General features: G+C 59.3%; 15 protein-coding genes. 6 read left to right on the top strand and 9 right to left on the bottom strand.

Annotated elements, in window-relative coordinates; all coding sequences use genetic code 11:
* Positions 1–24 precede the first annotated feature (24 nt).
* A complete protein-coding gene (gene xseA / locus DMZ65_RS12165) occupies positions 25–1,572 on the top strand; it encodes an exodeoxyribonuclease VII large subunit (RefSeq protein ID WP_116599230.1) in 1,548 nt (515 codons plus the stop codon).
* A gap of 93 nt (positions 1,573–1,665) precedes the next feature.
* On the opposite strand, the gene DMZ65_RS12160 is transcribed toward xseA, so the two are convergent.
* Both DMZ65_RS12160 and DMZ65_RS12155 read right to left on the bottom strand, forming a co-directional pair.
* The gene (locus DMZ65_RS12160; RefSeq protein ID WP_116599160.1) at positions 1,666–2,070 is read right to left on the bottom strand and encodes a hypothetical protein; all 405 of its coding nucleotides are present in this window, start codon (positions 2,068–2,070) and stop codon (positions 1,666–1,668) included.
* Between the two features lie 57 nt (positions 2,071–2,127).
* Positions 2,128–3,165, bottom strand: coding sequence for an alkane 1-monooxygenase (locus DMZ65_RS12155; protein ID WP_116599159.1), 1,038 nt, complete (start codon positions 3,163–3,165; stop codon positions 2,128–2,130).
* A 412-nt stretch (positions 3,166–3,577) separates the two neighbouring features.
* Between DMZ65_RS12155 and DMZ65_RS12150 the strand changes: the two genes are divergently transcribed.
* On the top strand, positions 3,578–5,194 hold the full coding sequence (locus DMZ65_RS12150; protein WP_116599158.1) for a Hint domain-containing protein: 1,617 nt from the start codon (positions 3,578–3,580) through the stop codon (positions 5,192–5,194).
* A gap of 6 nt (positions 5,195–5,200) precedes the next feature.
* Here DMZ65_RS12150 and DMZ65_RS12145 read toward each other — a convergent pair whose 3' ends face one another.
* From DMZ65_RS12145 to DMZ65_RS12130, 4 genes are all read right to left on the bottom strand, one after another.
* Positions 5,201–5,980, bottom strand: coding sequence for an amino acid ABC transporter ATP-binding protein (locus tag DMZ65_RS12145; RefSeq protein WP_116599157.1), 780 nt, complete (start codon positions 5,978–5,980; stop codon positions 5,201–5,203).
* Positions 5,981–5,991: 11 nt separating this feature from the next.
* On the bottom strand, positions 5,992–7,374 hold the full coding sequence (locus DMZ65_RS12140; protein ID WP_116599156.1) for an amino acid ABC transporter permease: 1,383 nt from the start codon (positions 7,372–7,374) through the stop codon (positions 5,992–5,994).
* 10 nt (positions 7,375–7,384) lie between these two features.
* The gene (locus DMZ65_RS12135) at positions 7,385–8,632 is read right to left on the bottom strand and encodes an amino acid ABC transporter permease (protein ID WP_116599155.1); all 1,248 of its coding nucleotides are present in this window, start codon (positions 8,630–8,632) and stop codon (positions 7,385–7,387) included.
* An 89-nt stretch (positions 8,633–8,721) separates the two neighbouring features.
* Positions 8,722–9,735, bottom strand: a complete 1,014-nt coding sequence (locus tag DMZ65_RS12130) for an amino acid ABC transporter substrate-binding protein (protein ID WP_116599154.1) — start codon at positions 9,733–9,735, stop codon at positions 8,722–8,724.
* A 714-nt stretch (positions 9,736–10,449) separates the two neighbouring features.
* Between DMZ65_RS12130 and DMZ65_RS12125 the strand changes: the two genes are divergently transcribed.
* Positions 10,450–10,734 carry a type II toxin-antitoxin system Phd/YefM family antitoxin gene (locus tag DMZ65_RS12125; protein ID WP_116599153.1) on the top strand — a complete coding sequence of 95 codons (285 nt, stop codon included), beginning with the start codon at positions 10,450–10,452 and terminating at the stop codon, positions 10,732–10,734.
* Between the two features lie 44 nt (positions 10,735–10,778).
* Here DMZ65_RS12125 and DMZ65_RS12120 read toward each other — a convergent pair whose 3' ends face one another.
* The 3 genes from DMZ65_RS12120 to lepA all read right to left on the bottom strand — a co-directional run bounded on the left by DMZ65_RS12120 (position 10,779) and on the right by lepA (position 14,584).
* Entirely contained in the window at positions 10,779–11,891 is a 1,113-nt protein-coding gene (locus DMZ65_RS12120; protein WP_116599152.1) for a hypothetical protein, read from the bottom strand.
* A gap of 125 nt (positions 11,892–12,016) precedes the next feature.
* Positions 12,017–12,685: a hypothetical protein gene (locus DMZ65_RS12115; RefSeq protein ID WP_116599151.1), complete on the bottom strand. Its 669-nt coding sequence runs from the start codon at positions 12,683–12,685 to the stop codon at positions 12,017–12,019.
* A 96-nt stretch (positions 12,686–12,781) separates the two neighbouring features.
* Complete coding sequence (gene lepA, locus DMZ65_RS12110; protein WP_116599229.1) at positions 12,782–14,584, bottom strand: translation elongation factor 4; 1,803 nt, start codon at positions 14,582–14,584, stop codon at positions 12,782–12,784.
* A gap of 115 nt (positions 14,585–14,699) precedes the next feature.
* On the opposite strand from lepA, the gene DMZ65_RS12105 reads away from it, so the two are divergent.
* The 3 genes from DMZ65_RS12105 (at position 14,700) to DMZ65_RS12095 (ending at position 16,604) form a co-directional block, all read left to right on the top strand.
* Entirely contained in the window at positions 14,700–14,981 is a 282-nt protein-coding gene (locus DMZ65_RS12105) for an acylphosphatase (protein ID WP_116599228.1), read from the top strand.
* 138 nt (positions 14,982–15,119) lie between these two features.
* Positions 15,120–15,464, top strand: a complete 345-nt coding sequence (locus DMZ65_RS12100; RefSeq protein ID WP_116599150.1) for a hypothetical protein — start codon at positions 15,120–15,122, stop codon at positions 15,462–15,464.
* A 192-nt stretch (positions 15,465–15,656) separates the two neighbouring features.
* A complete protein-coding gene (locus DMZ65_RS12095) occupies positions 15,657–16,604 on the top strand; it encodes a LysR family transcriptional regulator (protein ID WP_116599227.1) in 948 nt (315 codons plus the stop codon).
* The last annotated feature ends 62 nt before the right edge of the window (positions 16,605–16,666 follow it).

The following is a 16,666-nucleotide window of genomic DNA, read 5'->3' as shown; positions in this document are numbered from 1 at the left end:
CCAAACAGGCAGGAAACCAGCACTTTGTCCGATCTTTTCGACGATCCCATTCCCGGCAAAAACTCCCCCGAATTCAGCGTCACGGAGCTTTCCGGCGCGATCAAACGCGTGATCGAGGGCGAATTTGGCCATGTCCGCATCCGTGGCGAAGTGGGGCGCGTGTCAATGCCGCGCTCGGGGCATGTCTATCTAGATCTCAAGGATGACCGTTCGGTGATTTCGGGGGTGATCTGGAAAGGCGTGGCAGGGCGTCTGGCCACCAAGCCGGAAGAAGGGATGGAGGTGATCGCCACGGGCCGCATCACCACGTTTGGCGGACAATCCAAATATCAGATCGTGATCGAGGATATTCGTCCCGCAGGCATGGGCGCGCTGATGGCGATGCTGGAAAAGCGCAAGGCCGCTTTGCAGGCCGAGGGGCTGTTCGATCCTGCGCGCAAGAAAAAGCTGCCCTACCTGCCAGAGATCATCGGCGTCGTGACCTCGCCCTCGGGGGCGGTGATCCGCGACATTCTGCACCGGCTGCGCGACCGGTTTCCGCGCAAGGTGCTGATCTGGCCGGTGGCGGTTCAAGGGGCGGCTTGCGCGCCGGAAGTGGCGAAGGCCATTCGCGGGTTCAACGCCATGACACCGGGGGGCGCCTTGCCCCGGCCCGATCTGTTGATCGTGGCGCGGGGTGGTGGCTCGATCGAGGATCTTTGGGGGTTCAACGAAGAGGTCGTCGCCCGCGCCGCCGCAGCATCGGAGATCCCTTTGATTTCCGCCGTCGGACACGAGACCGACACCACCTTGATCGACTTTGTGTCGGACCTGCGCGCGCCGACGCCGACCGCCGCCGCCGAACATGCGGTTCCGGTGCGGATGGAATTGCTGTCCTGGGTCGGGGATGCGCAGGCGCGGCTGGGCCATGCGTTGACCAGCCGATTGGATCGCAATGGTCAACGGCTGCGCGACCTTGCCCGCGCCCTGCCGCGCCCGGAGACGCTGCTGGACAGCCCGCGCCAAAGGCTTGATGCGCAATCGGACCGCCTGCCCGCCGCGCTGATCCGCTCGGTTCAGGTGCGCCGGGTGGCGCTTTCCGATGTCGCGGGCAGCTTGCGGCCGTCACTGTTGCGCCGCGCCATCGAGGGGGAACGCCGCCGCCTTTCTGTGCTGGGTCCACGTCTTGCGCCCGCCCTGTCACGCAGCACGGAGAACAGGCGCGCCGCGCTTGACGCGCTTTCCGCACGGCTGACCCCGCGCCCGATCCGCAGTGAGGTGACACAACAGCATCGTGCATTGACTGACCTGACACGACGGCTGAGCGAGGCGCAAACCCGCCGCGTCGATGAGGCGAAGGCGCGGCTGGATGGGCTTGACCGGTTGCGTGAAACCCTGGGCCATCGCGCCACCTTGGCACGGGGCTATGCCATTGTGCGCGGCGACGACAAGGTCATCACCAACACGGTGGCCGCTGCCGATGCGTCGGGACTTGAGTTAGAGTTTTCCGACGGTCGTTTCAAAATCGGTGGGGCTGGCACCAAGGCAAAACGGTCAAAGCCCAAACCGCCCGAACAGGGGTCTTTGTTCTAGTCAGGCACGGGCGGGAACAGGCAAATGCGCCTCTCGCGTGGCAGGCGTGCCGAACATTCATCTGGGTGAGGGTCGCGCCGTGTCGATTGCCGGTCAGACCCCGACTTCTGGGCCTAAACACAGCATCGGATCATCATCCTGCTGTGCTTCGTACAGCGTCGTCGCGTCGGGATCATTTTCGAAAATCGCCCTCAGGCCGCCCGGCTCTTGGTAAAAGGTCCAGCACTGCGGATCGGGCGTGTCGTCATAGACAAAGCAGATCTGATCGGCCTCTTCATACCAGAAGCCGTCCTTGCATTGCCCATCCAGAAACGACCACTGCACGCGCCGGTTGCCCAGATACCGCTCGACCCCGTAAGCCTCGCCATCATAGCCGAAATACAGCGTCTTGCCCTGCACATAGCTTTCAAATTCCGCGGCTGACATGGCGCTTTGCGATGCGGCGATGCCGGGACAGACCGCCAGGGCCAGAACAAGGGAAAGCTGAATTCGTCTCATACGGTCACCCTGCCAGATGTGGTTCGCCGGGGGAAGCCTGTCACGCTCACGATGCAGTCAGACGGCAGCGCCCTGCCGGTTTTTCGCGTCCCACTTGGCAACCTGCGGGTCCATCACTCGGCGCCACAGGGGTGGCCAAAGCGCCAGCATCGCCATGACCGGCAAGGACCGGGGCAGGATCGGCATGGAAGCAGGCCGCAAATCCAGCGCCGGATAGGGGGTGGCAGGGCGCTGATGATGATCGGAATGGCGCGTCGCATTCAGCACGAGTGCCGACGAAAACCACTGCGGCGCGTTCCACGAATGTTGCGGTCCCACAGGTTCCGTTCGGCCGTCGGCACGTTGATGGCGGCGAAGCCCGTAATGCTGCACATAATCCGACAGAAGCAACTGCATCTGCGCATGGGCTGCCAGCCCGCAAAGCACAAGGACGCCCGTGAAACCTGCCAGCAGAAACGCCACGATCAACACGGCACCCGCCCCACCAAGATAGACCGCATAGGGATGCAGCAGCGCAGGCGAGGCGGCGCGCGCCCGAAGAGCTGTTTCCGCCCGTAACCCTGCCCGGAATGACCCGACCCAGGCGCGGGTGGCAAAGCGGTAGTAGCTTTCTCCGGCGCGGGCGCTGTTGGGGTCGGCAGCTGTTGCGACATTCACATGATGCACCCTGATATGGGCCGAGGCATGATGCCCGAATAGCAATGACACATAGACCGTCACCCCAAGCCGCCGCAGCCAACGGTTCGATCTGTGAACAAGTTCGTGGGCATTGGCGTTGCTGACCTGTCCGAAGAACAGCCCCAGCCCGATAAAGGCAGCCACCGCGGACACGCCTGTCAGATGTCCGCCCGCTATCGTCCAGACCCCCGCCGCCAGAAGCACCAGATGCGCGACGGCCAGCGATACGGCCAAAGCGTCGCCGGCCGGAAACTCCTGCCCCGGAGCGGGTGATGCGCCGGGTCCGATCAGACGGTCCATCATATAGGTGAAGACAGTCACAAAGCTTAGCGCCACCCATGGCCAAAGCCCGCCTTGCCAAAGCCCGATGGCCAGCAACGCGACAAGCGTCAACGTGATGAAGGTGAACCGTGCCATCCTGTTCTGCCCTGCGCCGTTTGACACGCAACATATGCCAGTTTCAGCCCCAACGTGAAGCCAAACAGTAGCGCTGGCCGGATCTGCCGACTGCCCCGACGGTCTTGCGGATCATGAATAGTGCCGCGTCGCTGTCACGACCGTGCAGCTTTCCCTCTGCACCCGGGAGACTCGCAGGTCTGGCAAACTCTCCGGGATCGGCGATCCTTTTGGTTTTCCGTTTTGGCACTTGCGACATTCATAGCTGAATTGGAACTTCAGTTTGTACGCGCGCGCCATTCATGCAGCCACTTTAGTTAAGTTTTTCAAGACTTTTGAGCGAGATTTTCGACCCATTCAGGATCAGGAAAAAGCAAACGTAACCTTTGTTGGCTAGTGAGTTCGCACATCGCGGCCAGCAAGGTTTTTGGAAATGGCAGATCAAGTAGTTACCGTAAACACAACCGTTGGCGATGTTCCGGTAACAACGACAAGCACAATTCCGGATACTTCTTTCGACACGTTGAGCATCGACCATACGGTGAATATCGGGGCGCAAGGCTCGCCAGAACTGAATGTCGCGATCGCGGTCGACACCTCCGGTTCCGCGGGCTGGTCATCAAGGTCCGACGTCGATGGCGACGGCATCGTCGACTCTTTTCTGGAAGCACAGGCTTACGCGGCCAAGGAATTGTTCAAGACCTATATCGAGAACGGTTATGACCCGTCGGCGGTGACGGTCACGTTGGTCGAGTACGGCAGCAATGCATCGCTGGTCGGGGTCTACACGTTGGATGAGCTTGTCCAATTTGAAGCCGATATAGATGCGCTGACCCCCGGAGGGGCGACGAATTTCGCAGCCCCCTTATCCAAAATACACGACAGCTGGACAGCGCAGGGTGTCAGCGATCAGGCGAGCAATTCCATCGTGTTCATGTCCGACGGCCGGCAAAACCGCGGCGGTGACTTCACGGACGAGGCGCAGGCATTGGAGGATGACTTTGGTGCGTTGATTTCAGGTGTAGGCGTGGGGGCTGGCAGCAGCCTGACAGCAGGACGCAACGGTGGCTTGAACGATCTTGACAACACCGGCGGCGCGATTGGTCAGAATGGCGGGGCGGTGCAGGTTCTTGACGCATCGCAATTGACGGCGGAGATCGGCTCGCCGCCGCCGGTCTTGGACGTTGACGCTGTTACAGTGACGGTAACCTATCCCGATCCGGCGAATGCGGCGGAAACGATCACGATTGTCGAAACCATTCCTGTTGGCGATCCACGCCTTGTACCGACCCCGTCCGGCTACGCGTTGAGAAATTTTGAAATCGACTACGAGCCAAATCCGGCCGGTGGAACCACGATCAACGTGGAAATGGAAACCTGGTTCAATGATGGCAGCAGCGTGTTGTCAACCGGGGCAGTGCCTATTCAGCAGATGATCTGCTTTGTCGGCGAAACACGCATTCTGACGTCGCAGGGCGAAAAACGTGCCGACGCATTGCGGATTGGCGACCTTGTGCTGACAAAGGATCACGGGATGCAGCCGATCCGCTGGATTGGTCGGCGTGTCGTTGATGCCGGTTTTCTGACTGCGCAGCCGAAGGCCCGGCCGGTCCAAATCTCTGCCGGTGCTTTGGGGCGGGGAAAACCCAGATGCGATTTTCGGGTCTCCCAGCAGCATCGCATCTTGATTCAGTCAAGTGCAGTCGAACCGATGATTGGAACGAGAGAAACCGTTATCGCGGCCAAAAAGCTCTGCGGGCTGAAAGGCGTTGCGATCGACAACAGCTGCGCGCCGTTGGAATATATTCATTTCCTGTTCGACCGGCACGAACTGGTTCTGGCTGACGGCGCGTGGACAGAAAGCCTTTATATTGGTCCCCAAGTCTGGGCGCATCTTGACGAAGACAGCAAGCAAGAGTTCCGCCTTATTCTTGGCACCGGGTCTGACGAGGATGTACCGCGACAAACCCCGGCCAGACAGATCCCGCCTCCGCGTCTTCAACGCGACATCGCTTGGGCCTTGCATGACTGCGCAGAGATTGGTGGCTGATCCGCCCTAGTGTCCGAGGATCTGGCTGAGGAACAGCTTCGTCCGGTCGGATTGCGGGTTGTTGAAGAACGCCTCGGGCTCGTTCTGTTCGACGATTTGCCCCTGATCCATGAAGATCACCCGGTTCGCCACCTGACGGGCAAAGCCCATCTCATGCGTGACGCACAGCATGGTCATGCCTTCTTCGGCCAGTTCGATCATCGTGTCGAGCACCTCTTTGATCATCTCCGGGTCCAGCGCCGAGGTGGGTTCGTCAAACAGCATGACCCGTGGTTTCATGCAAAGCGACCGCGCAATGGCAACGCGCTGCTGCTGCCCCCCCGAAAGCTGGCCGGGGTATTTCTTCGCCTGATCGGGTATCTTGACCTTTTCAAGAAAATGCATGGCCGTTTCAATGGCTTGTTTCTTGGGCTCCTTGCGGACCCAGATCGGCGCCAGGGTGCAGTTTTCAAGGATCGTCAGGTGTGGGAACAGGTTGAAATGCTGAAAGCACATGCCAACCTCGGACCGGACCTTGTCGATGTTCTTCAGGTCATTGGTCAGCCGCGTGCCGTCCACCTCGATAGAGCCTTGCTGATGTTCTTCCAGCGCGTTGATGCAGCGGATCAGCGTGGATTTGCCCGACCCGGAGGGGCCGCAAATCACGATCCGTTCGCCCTGATAAACCGTCAGGTTGATGTCGCGCAGCACATGAAATGTGCCGTACCACTTGTTCATTCCCCGGATGTCGATGGCGACCTCGTCAGAGACGGCCAGTTCCTTGCGGGCGGTTGCGTGTTCGGACATATTCTATCTCCTCACCGGTGAGAGCGGTCGAGTTTGTTTTCCATGTAAACCGAATATCGCGACATGCTGAAACAGAAGATCCAGTAGATCAGGGCGATGACAAGATAGCCGGTATAGGCGGTGGTCGGCGTTGACCATTCGGGGTCTTTCAGCGTGGCAGACAGGATGCCCAGCAGGTCGAAGATCGAGATGATCAGGACCAGCGTCGTATCCTTGAACAGGCCGATAAACGTGTTGACGATGCCCGGAATGACGGTGGTCAGCGCCTGCGGCAGGATGATAAGCCGCATCTGCTGCCAGAAGCTGAGCCCCAGCGACATGCCGCCTTCGTATTGGCCCTTTGGGATGGCTTGAAGGCCGCCGCGGATGACCTCTGCCATATAGGCCGAGGCAAACAGGACCACGCCGATCATGGCGCGCAACAGTTTGTTGAAGTCCACACCCGGTTCCAGGAAGTAGGGCAGCATCGCGCTGGCGAAGAACAAAACCGAGATCAGCGGAATGCCCCGCACCACCTCGATGAAGATGATCGAGCTGTAGCGGATGATCGGCGCGTTGGACTGACGCCCCAGTGCCAGAAGCATCCCCACCGGCAAGGAAATCACGATGCCGAAGATCGCCACCACCAGCGTGATGGTCAGGCCACCCCATTTGTTGGTCTCGACGACCTCTGTGCCAAGCGCCAGGTCCAGCGCCATCGTCACCAGCGGCAGCCCCGCGAAGATACCCAGCACGATGGCCGCCATCAGCAGGGCAGGTGCCATTGCGTTGACCACGTCGCCGTAGCGGTCGGACCTTGCCAGCCACCAGCCCGCAAAGGCAATACCGGCCAGGATCAGCGGAAACCAGACGCCGGAAACGACCTGGCCAATATCGCCCTCATGTTCGATCGGCATGCCGTTCAGCAGCACAAAGGCGATGACCGGATAGGCAAACAGCATGAACAGGGCGACCTTGCCCCGATGCGGCAGGGGGAAGACAAGCCACGCAATGCCGATGGCCAGCATTCCCATGCAGACATTCACCCGCCAGACCTCTTCCGGGGGGTAGAACCCATACATGAACTGATACCATTTGGCCTTCACATAGGGCCAGCAGGCACCGGCCTCGTCAAGGCAGGCGTCGCGTTTCAGACCTTCGGGATCAAAGAAGGTGGCCGAAAAGAGCGCGAAATCCAGCAAGGTCCAGGTCATCCAGATCAGCGCATATGCGGTGAAAATGGTGATGACCGTCATCAGCAGTGATATGACAGCCTTGCCCGGTGTCGCGTAATCGGCCATCGAGGCGAAGATGTTCTTCCACAGCCAGGCGCGCAGCCCGATCTGGGAAGAGGGGGCCTCCATCAGGGGGGCATCTTCGGTGCGGACGAAAGCGGCGTTATGGTGCGTTGTCATGTGGCTCTCCCTACCGCTCTACCAGCTTCACGCGGTTGTTGAACCAGTTCATGAAGGCCGATGTCAGCAATGAGATCGTCAGATAGACAAGGATCACGATTGCAATGATTTCGATCGCGCGACCCACTTGGTTAAGCGTGGTGCCCGCAAAGACGGCGACCAGTTCGGGATAGCCAATCGCGGCGGCGAGCGACGAGTTTTTCGTCAGGTTCAGGTATTGCGAGGTCAGCGGCGGGATGATCACCCGGAACGCCTGCGGCAGGATTACCTTGCGCATCGCCAGACCGGGCGGCAACCCAAGGGCGCCTGCGGCCTCGGACTGTCCCTTGGGGACGGCCTGAATGCCCGCACGGACAATCTCGGCGATGAAGGCGGCGGTGTAGGTTGTAAGCGCAAGGAACAGCGCAAAGAATTCCGGCGCGATATAGCTGCCGATGCCATTCTCGAAACCGCGCCGCAGGATCGGCCCCTCTGTCACGAAGTTGGGCCATTCGATCGCCATCGGGCGGCCGGTCACAAGAAAGACCAGCGTCGGCAGGCCGATCAGCAGCGCAACGGTGACAAGGCCGACAGGGCTTTGCTTGCCGGTACGGTCCTGATTGCGCCTGGCCCACCGGGCAAAGCCCCAGGCCGCGACACAGGCGATCACAAAGGCGATCAGCGTGTAGCTGAACCCCTCTTCGACCAGCGGATAGGGGCCATAGATGCCCTTGGAATTGAAGTTGAGCAATCCGGGTATCAACCACCCTTCTTCGCGCGGACCGGGGGCCACAAGGCGCAGCACGGCAGTCCAGAAGAAGATCTGCAACAGCAGCGGCACGTTGCGCAGAAGCTCGATATAGATCGTGGCGAAAGAGTTCAGCACGAAGTTATGGGACAGCCGGAATATGCCCAGCAGAAAGCCCCAGAGCGTGGCAAAGATCACGCCCGCGACAGAGATGATCAGCGTGTTGGCAATCGACAGAAGGAACACGTCCCAGACGGTGTTCTGACCGGCCTCGTAGTCCAGAAGCCAGGTGCCGAAGGTGGTGAGAATTTGAATATCGGAAGGGCGGTCGAAAAAGTCGAAACCGAATTCTCGGCCCTGTTCTGTCAGGTTTGCGCCTGCGTTGCGCACGGCGATGCTGGCGGCGAGTATAATCAAAACGGCCAGGATGACCTGAAAGAAGAGCGATCGGGCCTTGGCGTCGAAGACAAGCGCGGCCAGACCGCTACGCTCGCTCCGGACGGCGTCATCGCTGTCACTGATGGAGCTCATGTTGGTTCCCCGTCGAATAGATTTTTTGTTTTTTTTGGGAAAGGGACGGGGTTGGCCCGTCCCTTTCATTCGTGGTCGGATCTATTCGGTTAGCGGATCGGCGGCGCGTACATGAAGCCGCCGTTGTTCCACAGGTTGTTGACGCCGCGCTCCAGCTTGAGCGGTGTGTCGGGGCCGACATTGCGGTCATAGATCTCGCCGTAGTTGCCGACGGCCTTGATCGCGCGCGCGGCCCAATCCTTGGTCAGACCCATCGCGGCACCATAATCGTTGTCGCCCGCGCCCAGGATGCGCTGAACCGAAGGGTTGTTGGAGCTCATCATCTCATCGACATTTTCCGAGGTGATGCCATATTCTTCGGCTTCGATCAGGGCGTTCAGAACCCAGCGCGACACGCGCTCCCATTCTTTGTCATCGGCGCGGACGGACGGCCCAAGCGGCTCTTTCGAGATGGTTTCGGGCAGAACGACATGCGCATCCGGATCCGCCAGCTTCAGGCGTTCGGCGGCAACCCCGGACCGGTCGGTGGTGAAGACATCGCAGCGGCCGGCACCATAGGCGGCGACAACCTCGTCCGAATTTTCAAGCGCGACCAGTTCGAAGGTCATGTCATGCTGCTTGAAGTAATCGGTGATGTTCAACTCTGTCGTGGTGCCGGTATTGGTGCAGATCGTCGCGCCATCAAGTTCCAGCGCCGATGTCACGCCAAGACTTGCGGGCACCAACATGCCCTGACCATCGTAATAGCTGATGCCGGTGAAGGTGATCCCAAGATCGGTGTCGCGGGTGATCGTCCAGGTGGTGTTGCGCGACAGGATGTCGATCTCGCCCGAGGACAGCGCGGTAAAGCGGTCCTTGGCCGACAGCGATACGAATTCGACGGCTTCGGGATCGTCCAGAACGGTTGCTGCTACGGCGCGGCAATAGTCAACATCCAGTCCGGTCCATTTACCACTGTCATCTGGGGTTGAGAAGCCGGGCAGACCCTGGCTTACACCGCATTTCAACTGGCCGGCGGCTTTTACATCATCAAGCGTGCCCGCAGTGGCACCCCCGGCGGCAAGCATGGCAATCGCAGCCAATGGATAAAATTTGGGCGTCATTCAGTTACTCCATGTTGGTCGTTTTTTTAGGGGCATTCAGCAGGTTCCCCGGTTTTGGCAGAGCTTGCGGCTCTTTGCCGTGCTTGCGATCCGCCGCCAGTCTTCGGAACAAAGGCGATTTGCCTGTGATCCGAACCGGTGCGCTTGGCGCGACCCCTTGCAGGTGACTCGACGAATAGCATGCCATTCTTTGTAAAGCGCGATTCGTCGTTCTGTAAATCGCCCATTCGCAAAGCGTTCCGGAACCGCCGTGCAAGGTCTGTCTGGCGGGCGTGTCGGGATTTCACGGAGATAATCTTAATGCATTGAAATATATACGTTAAATCGGATCTTCGTTGAGATGTTCCGGACTATTGGCCGGAAAAACCAGTTAACGCGACAGTCAAATTCGCGGGCAATTTGCGGATTTTTTCAGCGATAACGTTGCGTCAATTTTGTTGCGCGAATGCGGCGGAACCCAACGGAAAGGTGGTTTCGCTGCTGCAATTCACGGCGCGCCGTAGGGGGTGACCCCGTGAAATGGCGCGTGTTTGGGTGGGCTGTGCGGGAAATGGTTTGAGGCCTTTTGTGCGTTTTGTACGCCCGATATGTACAAATGCCTTTGGGGTGCGGTGCCACCCGCAAACACGGGGCGGTTGTGAGGCATCGCCGCGGCGGGTCTGCAACGTGCGGCGCGTTCAGATCGTGGTAATCTGTCCGTGCCAGCATTCCCCCATGAAGACAGAATATCGCATCACCCCGCTAAGCAGTTTCCGCCGCGACTCTGGCCGGCTGACCGAATGGGTCCGCCATTCGGGGGGGCGGATCTGGCTGACCAAACACGGCAAGGCCGTCGCCGCCGTGATCCCGATGTTCCAATGCGAACGGCTGGAGACATGGGAAAACGTCTCCCTCGCCGAGAAACGCCGCCAGATGGAAGAAGGCTATGCCCGCTGGAAAGCCGTCAAGGCGCTGAGCGGCGACACGGCAGAGCGGGATTTCTGGGATCGGGGGATTTGAGATTTTCCCACTTGCAACAGTACCCTGAAGCAGTCCTGCCTGCGCTACAGGAGAGCACGAAATTGCTCGGCTTGATCCAAGCGATCAAAAATCTCTGGTGATTCTGCAATGAGCCGAAGACACTCCAAAGCCATCTGATGGAATGTTGGCCCATTGAAAGGAAGCAAAATCGGGTCACCCGAAAAGATGAACCCCTCGCCATTTTCCTTAAGATCCTCCGCGGTGAACCGTTTCGACCACCCAGTACGTCGGTTTCCGTTTTCAGATGTGAAAGTGAAATGCGCGTTCACTATCTCGGGTTGAAACTCGACGAAGTCCAAGGATTTAGGGGTTCCGCCAAGTACAATAATTGGCCACTGACCGGCAACGGAAGACGTACCGTAGTTAACGGTACATAAGCATGGATTTTCGTCGTCCGAGCGATATAGGTGGAAGATCAATCCTGGTGCACAGCTAATTTTCCCTTGAATTACTTGAACGTCGATTGTGACAAATATTTTATTACCAAATCGGTTCCAACCTCGCGGTTCTTCATAAAATATGCTTTCTTCAAGGACACCTCCCCATGTTTTGTCCATTGCACTCTCTGGGGTGAAGTAGCGTTTTAGATTCTTAATGGCGATAAAGTCGCGAACAGCATGTATCTTGTCATGCATATTGGTGCCGCAAAGGCGCTCGCTATTACGTTTGCAGAAATTGTCTAGGTCTTCGAAAGCATCTATCGCGCCGGAGCCAATTGCATGAACGTCTGCCAGGCCGGAAATATTTCTTGTCTTAAAGTTAAATCCCTGAAAGTTCCAAACGCCGTCCATCATTTTGAGCGCCATCATTTCTATTGGCCTTCGTCCGTAAAAGAAGTTCTCAAAGTGACTTCGAATTTTCTCTGGGTGTTTTTCGTGTTCATTGAGGAGATTCCAATAGTCTCTCATGCTAACAAAGAAACCTAAAATATCAGACATATTGCCAGCCGCGAGCAGCACTGTGCTGTCATCTAGAAAAAGCTGCTTTCGTAGCAAAATCGCAGTATGTCTGGCTTTGATATTTTCCGAAGTGAACGCTGTGTGAGGGCTATCAAGTATGTCTGTGCCCCGAGACACCAAGCAATCCGAAACGACGTAAGCTGCGCCTTCAATATGAAAGACAATGGCTAGCGTCATAATGTAGTTCCAAGTGTAATTTATTCACACTATCAAAGTCATTGTGAGGTTGGCGTCAAGCTGAGACTTGTCATATTTCTGGCGGGTTACCGATAACACCATAGCGTAGACACTGCGAACAGCAATCACTCTGCCTCCGCCTCCATCACCTGCAAGCCGACATTGCCGATGACGGTGTTGCGCAGGCGGTCTCGGTGCATGAGGACTCCGTCCGAGATGTAGAGCTTGTCGACGTCTAGGATCCACGGGCCGACACCGGGGGAGGCGACGCGGATCTTGGCCTCGCCCGCGGTGGCGGGTTTGCCTTCAAGGGTCACATAGTCGGTGCCGGACGGGATCAGCGCGAACATGGTGGGATCGGAATTGGCGGCGAGATTCTGCATGATGTAGAGAATCTCGTCATAGTCGGTGATGCGGTCGGCCTTGAAATAGCAGGCACCTTCGTACCCGCCCAGGGCGACGGCGGTCAGTCCGGCAATCACGATGGTGACGGGGGCGGTGGCGATGGCCGTCGCGGTGCCAAGCGCGCCGGATGCGCCGGTGGCGATGCTGGTGCCCGCAGCGGTGGCGCTGGTGACGCCGGAACTGATCATGGTGGCACCGGTGACGGGGTTTTCCAGCGTGTAGGCACCCACGGCCTTGACGCGGTTGGCGGCGGCACTGGCCGCACCCGTTGCCACGTCGCGGGCGACGGACCCGGCCTTACCTGCCATGATGCTGGGACGGAAATCGCAGACCTCTGCCGCGCTGGTCTGGGCGGCGAGGATCAGGGCGAGGGTCAAAACCGGGCGCATATGTGCCTCCTGCATGGGTGTTTCAGCGCACTCTAGCGGAGTGGTGCCGACCCTTGCAGGGGGATTGCGATCACGATGGTGTGCGGGCAGGGTGGCCTAGCCGTCCATCTTGAGGGCGGAGATGAACGCCTCTTGCGGGATGTCGACCTTGCCGAACTGGCGCATCTTCTTCTTGCCGGCCTTCTGCTTTTCCAGCAGCTTCTTTTTCCGCGTGGCATCGCCGCCGTAGCATTTCGCGGTCACGTCCTTGCGCAGCGCGGCGAGGGTTTCGCGGGCGATGACCTTGCCGCCGATGGCCGCCTGAATCGGGATCTTGAACATGTGGCGCGGGATCAGGTCTTTCAGCTTTTCGCACATCGCGCGGCCGCGCATTTCGGCCCGGTCGCGGTGGACCATGGTGGACAGCGCATCGACGGGTTCATCGTTCACCAGGATCTGCATCTTGACGAGGGCATCCTCGCGGTAATCCAGCATCTGGTAGTCGAAACTGGCGTAACCTTTTGTTACCGATTTCAGGCGATCGTAGAAGTCGAACACCACTTCGTTGAGGGGAAGATCGTAGACCACCATGGCACGGCTGCCCGCATAGGTCAGATCAAGCTGGATGCCGCGGCGGTCCTGGCACAGTTTCAGCACATCGCCGAGATAGTCGTCCGGCACGAGGATGGTCGCCTTGATGCGCGGCTCCTCGATATGGTCGATGGTCGAGGGGTCGGGCATGTCGGCGGGGTTGTGCAGCTCAATCTCTGTCCCGTCGCGCATGAAGATCTTGTAGATCACCGAAGGCGCGGTGGTGATGAGGTCGATATTGTATTCGCGTTCCAGACGGTCGCGGATGACCTCCAGATGCAGCAGGCCGAGGAAGCCGCAGCGGAAGCCAAAGCCAAGCGCGGCTGAGGTTTCCATCTCCGACGTGAAGGAGGCGTCGTTCAGGGCGAGCTTTTCGATGGCGTCGCGCATATCCTCGAAATCGGCGGCGTCGACGGGGAAAAGCCCGCAGAAGACCACCGGAATCGAGGGTTTGAAGCCGGGCAGGGCGGTTTCGCAGCCCTTCTTCTCGGTCGTGATCGTGTCGCCGACGCGGGTGTCGCGGACCTGTTTGATCTGGGCGGTGATATAGCCGATCTCGCCGGGGCCGAGTTCCGTGACGGCCTGCATGGCGGGGCGGTAGACGCCGATCCGGTCGATGTCATAGGTGCCACCCGTGCGCATCATCTTGATGCGCTGGCCCTTTTTCAGCACGCCGTCGATGACGCGCACAATGACGACGACGCCAAGATAGGGATCGTATTTGGAATCGACCAGCATGGCCTTCAGCGGCTTGTCGGGGTCGCCTTCATGGGGCGGCGGCAGGCGGTTGACGATCGCCTCCAGCACCGACGGGATGCCGATGCCGCTTTTGGCGGAAATCAGGCAGGCATCGGATGCGTCGATACCAATGACATCCTCGATCTGTTCGGCGATGCGTTCGGGTTCGGCTGCTGGCAGGTCGATTTTGTTGAGGACCGGCACGATCTCGTGGTCGGCGTCGATGGCGGTGTAGACATTGGCCAGCGTCTGCGCCTCGACGCCCTGTGTGGCGTCCACGACCAGCAAAGAGCCTTCGACCGCGCGCATGGAGCGGGAGACCTCATAGGCAAAGTCGACATGGCCGGGGGTGTCGATCAGGTTGAGGATATAGGTCTCGCCATCTTCCGCGATATACTCGATCCGGACGGTGTTGGCCTTGATGGTGATGCCGCGTTCGCGCTCGATATCCATCGCGTCGAGCAATTGCTCTTTCATCTCGCGGTCCGAGACGGTGTTCGTGGACTGGATCAGCCGGTCGGCCAGGGTGGATTTCCCGTGGTCGATATGGGCAACGATCGAGAAATTGCGGATATGCGAGAGCTTTGTCATGCAAGCCGATATGATGCGGATTGCGGCAACGGTCAAGGTGCCACGATGCGGCGGAAACACTTGATATGACCGCTGCGCGCGCCAGTTTGTGTTGATGGCAGAAGAGGAGATCACCATGAGACGGAAAATTGCAAGAAAGGCGCGGGTGATGGGCCAGGTCCAGGGCGTCGCGTTTCGGGCCTGGACGCAGGCAGAGGCGCAAAAGCGTGACCTGCACGGCTGGGTCAGAAACAATGATGACGGATCGGTGTCGGCGATGCTCATCGGCCCGGATGACGCGGTAGAGGAAATGCTGGACCGGCTGCGCGACGGCCCCGGTGCGGCGGCGGTGCGCGACATAGAGGTCGAGGAACTGCCCGCCTCGCCGGATATTTCAGGATTCGAGATCACCGGCTGACAGAAACAGGACGTTTTGGTCCGGCATTGCTGTTGTGAATTGAAATCTGGCCATAGATCGGACAGGATAGAGTCAGAGGCAATCAGTGCCGGACAAGAGAGGATAACCTCCGCATCCCGGCACAAGCGGAGCAGTGAAATGCGTTTAGTCATTATGTTTGTGCTGGTATCTGTGCTGGCAAGCTGCGGCGGTGGCAACCGGACTGTGGTGAAATCCGGCGGCGCGGTGATGCGCCTGTCAACGGGACCGATCAGCAGGGCGTGCATGGCCTCTGATCGCAAGGCGCGCAATCCGCAGCTATGTGGCTGCATCCAGACCGTGGCCAACCAGACGCTTGACGGCGGCGATCAACGCATGGCCGCACGGTTCTTTTCCGACCCGCATCAGGCGCAGGAAATCCGCCAGTCCGACCGGCTGAACCACGAGGTTTTCTGGAAGAAGTACAAGGCGTTCGCGGGGAACGCAGAGCGTCTTTGCCGGTAATGTAATGGCCGGGGCCGCACCCGGCGCTGGGCAGCCGTGCCTGACCTTCCAGGCAGGGGGCTTTGTCGTTTTTGCCGGGGCCGTTAGGTGCGACGCAATCACGTTCATCGAAGCACGGGCGCGATTGGTGGCTTGACGGGGCGCGGGGTTAGTTTCAGAAAAGATGAAACTGTCTGCGGGGGCAAACCGGTGATAAATGGCGTAACCGTGAAGGGTCTGGAAGTGTTCGAGGCGCTGGCGGCGACGGGGTCGGTGGCGCTTGCGTCAGAGCGAACCGGGCTTAGCCAGCCTGCTGTCAGCCAGCAAATGCGCAATCTGGAAACGGCGCTGGATGTCGATCTTCTGGACCATCGGCGCAGACCGATGCAGTTGACACCCGCGGGACGAAGTTTCTTGCAACGCACGCAGTCGGTGCTAAGCCAGTTGCGTCTGGCGCAGAGCGAATTGCGGGTGATGGACCTCACCCATCTGAGCACGCTGAATCTGGGGATGATCGACGATTTCGACAATGATCTGACGCCGCGGCTGGTGACGCTGCTTGCCGAAAGCATGACGCAGTGCCAGTTCAGGTTGATCTCGGCCCCCAGTCACGAAATCAGCGCGGCCTTGGTGGCCCGGAAACTGCATGTCGCGGTGGCGGCCAGCGCCGGAGATCCATTGGAAGGTGTGGCGGAATATCCCTTGGTCCGAGACCCTTACATAGTGGTTGCGCCGCGCGGGGCAGGGGCACCGGATGCGGTGATGAACACGCGACCCTTTCTGCGCCATGACCGCGCGCAACTGATCGGGCGGCAGATCGAATCGCATCTGTCGCGGCAGGGGCTGAACTGGCCCTCAAGGTTCGAGATCGGGCCGCATCTGTCGCTGATGGCGCTGGTGGCGCGCGGTGTGGGCTGGGCGGTGACGACGCCGCTGGGCTATATGCGGGCGGCACGGTTTCACGCCGAGATCGAGGCCCATCCGGTGCCGTTCGAGCCATTCTCGCGCCGGATCTCGCTGTTTGCCGGGGCCGATTGGGCCGATCAGGTGCCGCGCGACGTGGCGCAGACCATGCGGATGCTGCTGACCGATATGGTGATCGAGCCGGCGCTGCGGCAATTGCCCTGGCTGGAGGGGGACTTGCGGGTGCTGGAGGCTTAGCACGCCATATTGTCCGCAAATTCAGGTTTTTCGAATCTGTCGGTTCTGTTCAGCGCAGGCCG

This window comes from Primorskyibacter marinus (assembly GCF_003313245.1).
Lineage (GTDB): Bacteria > Pseudomonadota > Alphaproteobacteria > Rhodobacterales > Rhodobacteraceae > Primorskyibacter > Primorskyibacter marinus.
This window is presented reverse-complemented; position numbering and strand designations above follow the sequence as displayed.

What these genes read in the sequence shown, in the direction of transcription:
- DMZ65_RS12130 (WP_116599154.1), bottom strand. Translation starts at nt 9,735, where the DNA reads ATGACGCCCAAATTTTATCCATTGGCTGCGATTGCCATGCTTGCCGCC.
- DMZ65_RS12145 (WP_116599157.1), bottom strand. Translation starts at nt 5,980, where the DNA reads ATGTCCGAACACGCAACCGCCCGCAAGGAACTGGCCGTCTCTGACGAG.
- DMZ65_RS12140 (WP_116599156.1), bottom strand. Translation starts at nt 7,374, where the DNA reads ATGACAACGCACCATAACGCCGCTTTCGTCCGCACCGAAGATGCCCCC.
- DMZ65_RS12115 (WP_116599151.1), bottom strand. Translation starts at nt 12,685, where the DNA reads ATGCGCCCGGTTTTGACCCTCGCCCTGATCCTCGCCGCCCAGACCAGC.
- DMZ65_RS12150 (WP_116599158.1), top strand. Translation starts at nt 3,578, where the DNA reads ATGGCAGATCAAGTAGTTACCGTAAACACAACCGTTGGCGATGTTCCG.
- DMZ65_RS12155 (WP_116599159.1), bottom strand. Translation starts at nt 3,165, where the DNA reads ATGGCACGGTTCACCTTCATCACGTTGACGCTTGTCGCGTTGCTGGCC.
- lepA (WP_116599229.1), bottom strand. Translation starts at nt 14,584, where the DNA reads ATGACAAAGCTCTCGCATATCCGCAATTTCTCGATCGTTGCCCATATC.
- DMZ65_RS12160 (WP_116599160.1), bottom strand. Translation starts at nt 2,070, where the DNA reads ATGAGACGAATTCAGCTTTCCCTTGTTCTGGCCCTGGCGGTCTGTCCC.
- DMZ65_RS12125 (WP_116599153.1), top strand. Translation starts at nt 10,450, where the DNA reads ATGAAGACAGAATATCGCATCACCCCGCTAAGCAGTTTCCGCCGCGAC.
- DMZ65_RS12105 (WP_116599228.1), top strand. Translation starts at nt 14,700, where the DNA reads ATGAGACGGAAAATTGCAAGAAAGGCGCGGGTGATGGGCCAGGTCCAG.
- DMZ65_RS12120 (WP_116599152.1), bottom strand. Translation starts at nt 11,891, where the DNA reads ATGACGCTAGCCATTGTCTTTCATATTGAAGGCGCAGCTTACGTCGTT.
- DMZ65_RS12100 (WP_116599150.1), top strand. Translation starts at nt 15,120, where the DNA reads ATGCGTTTAGTCATTATGTTTGTGCTGGTATCTGTGCTGGCAAGCTGC.
- DMZ65_RS12135 (WP_116599155.1), bottom strand. Translation starts at nt 8,632, where the DNA reads ATGAGCTCCATCAGTGACAGCGATGACGCCGTCCGGAGCGAGCGTAGC.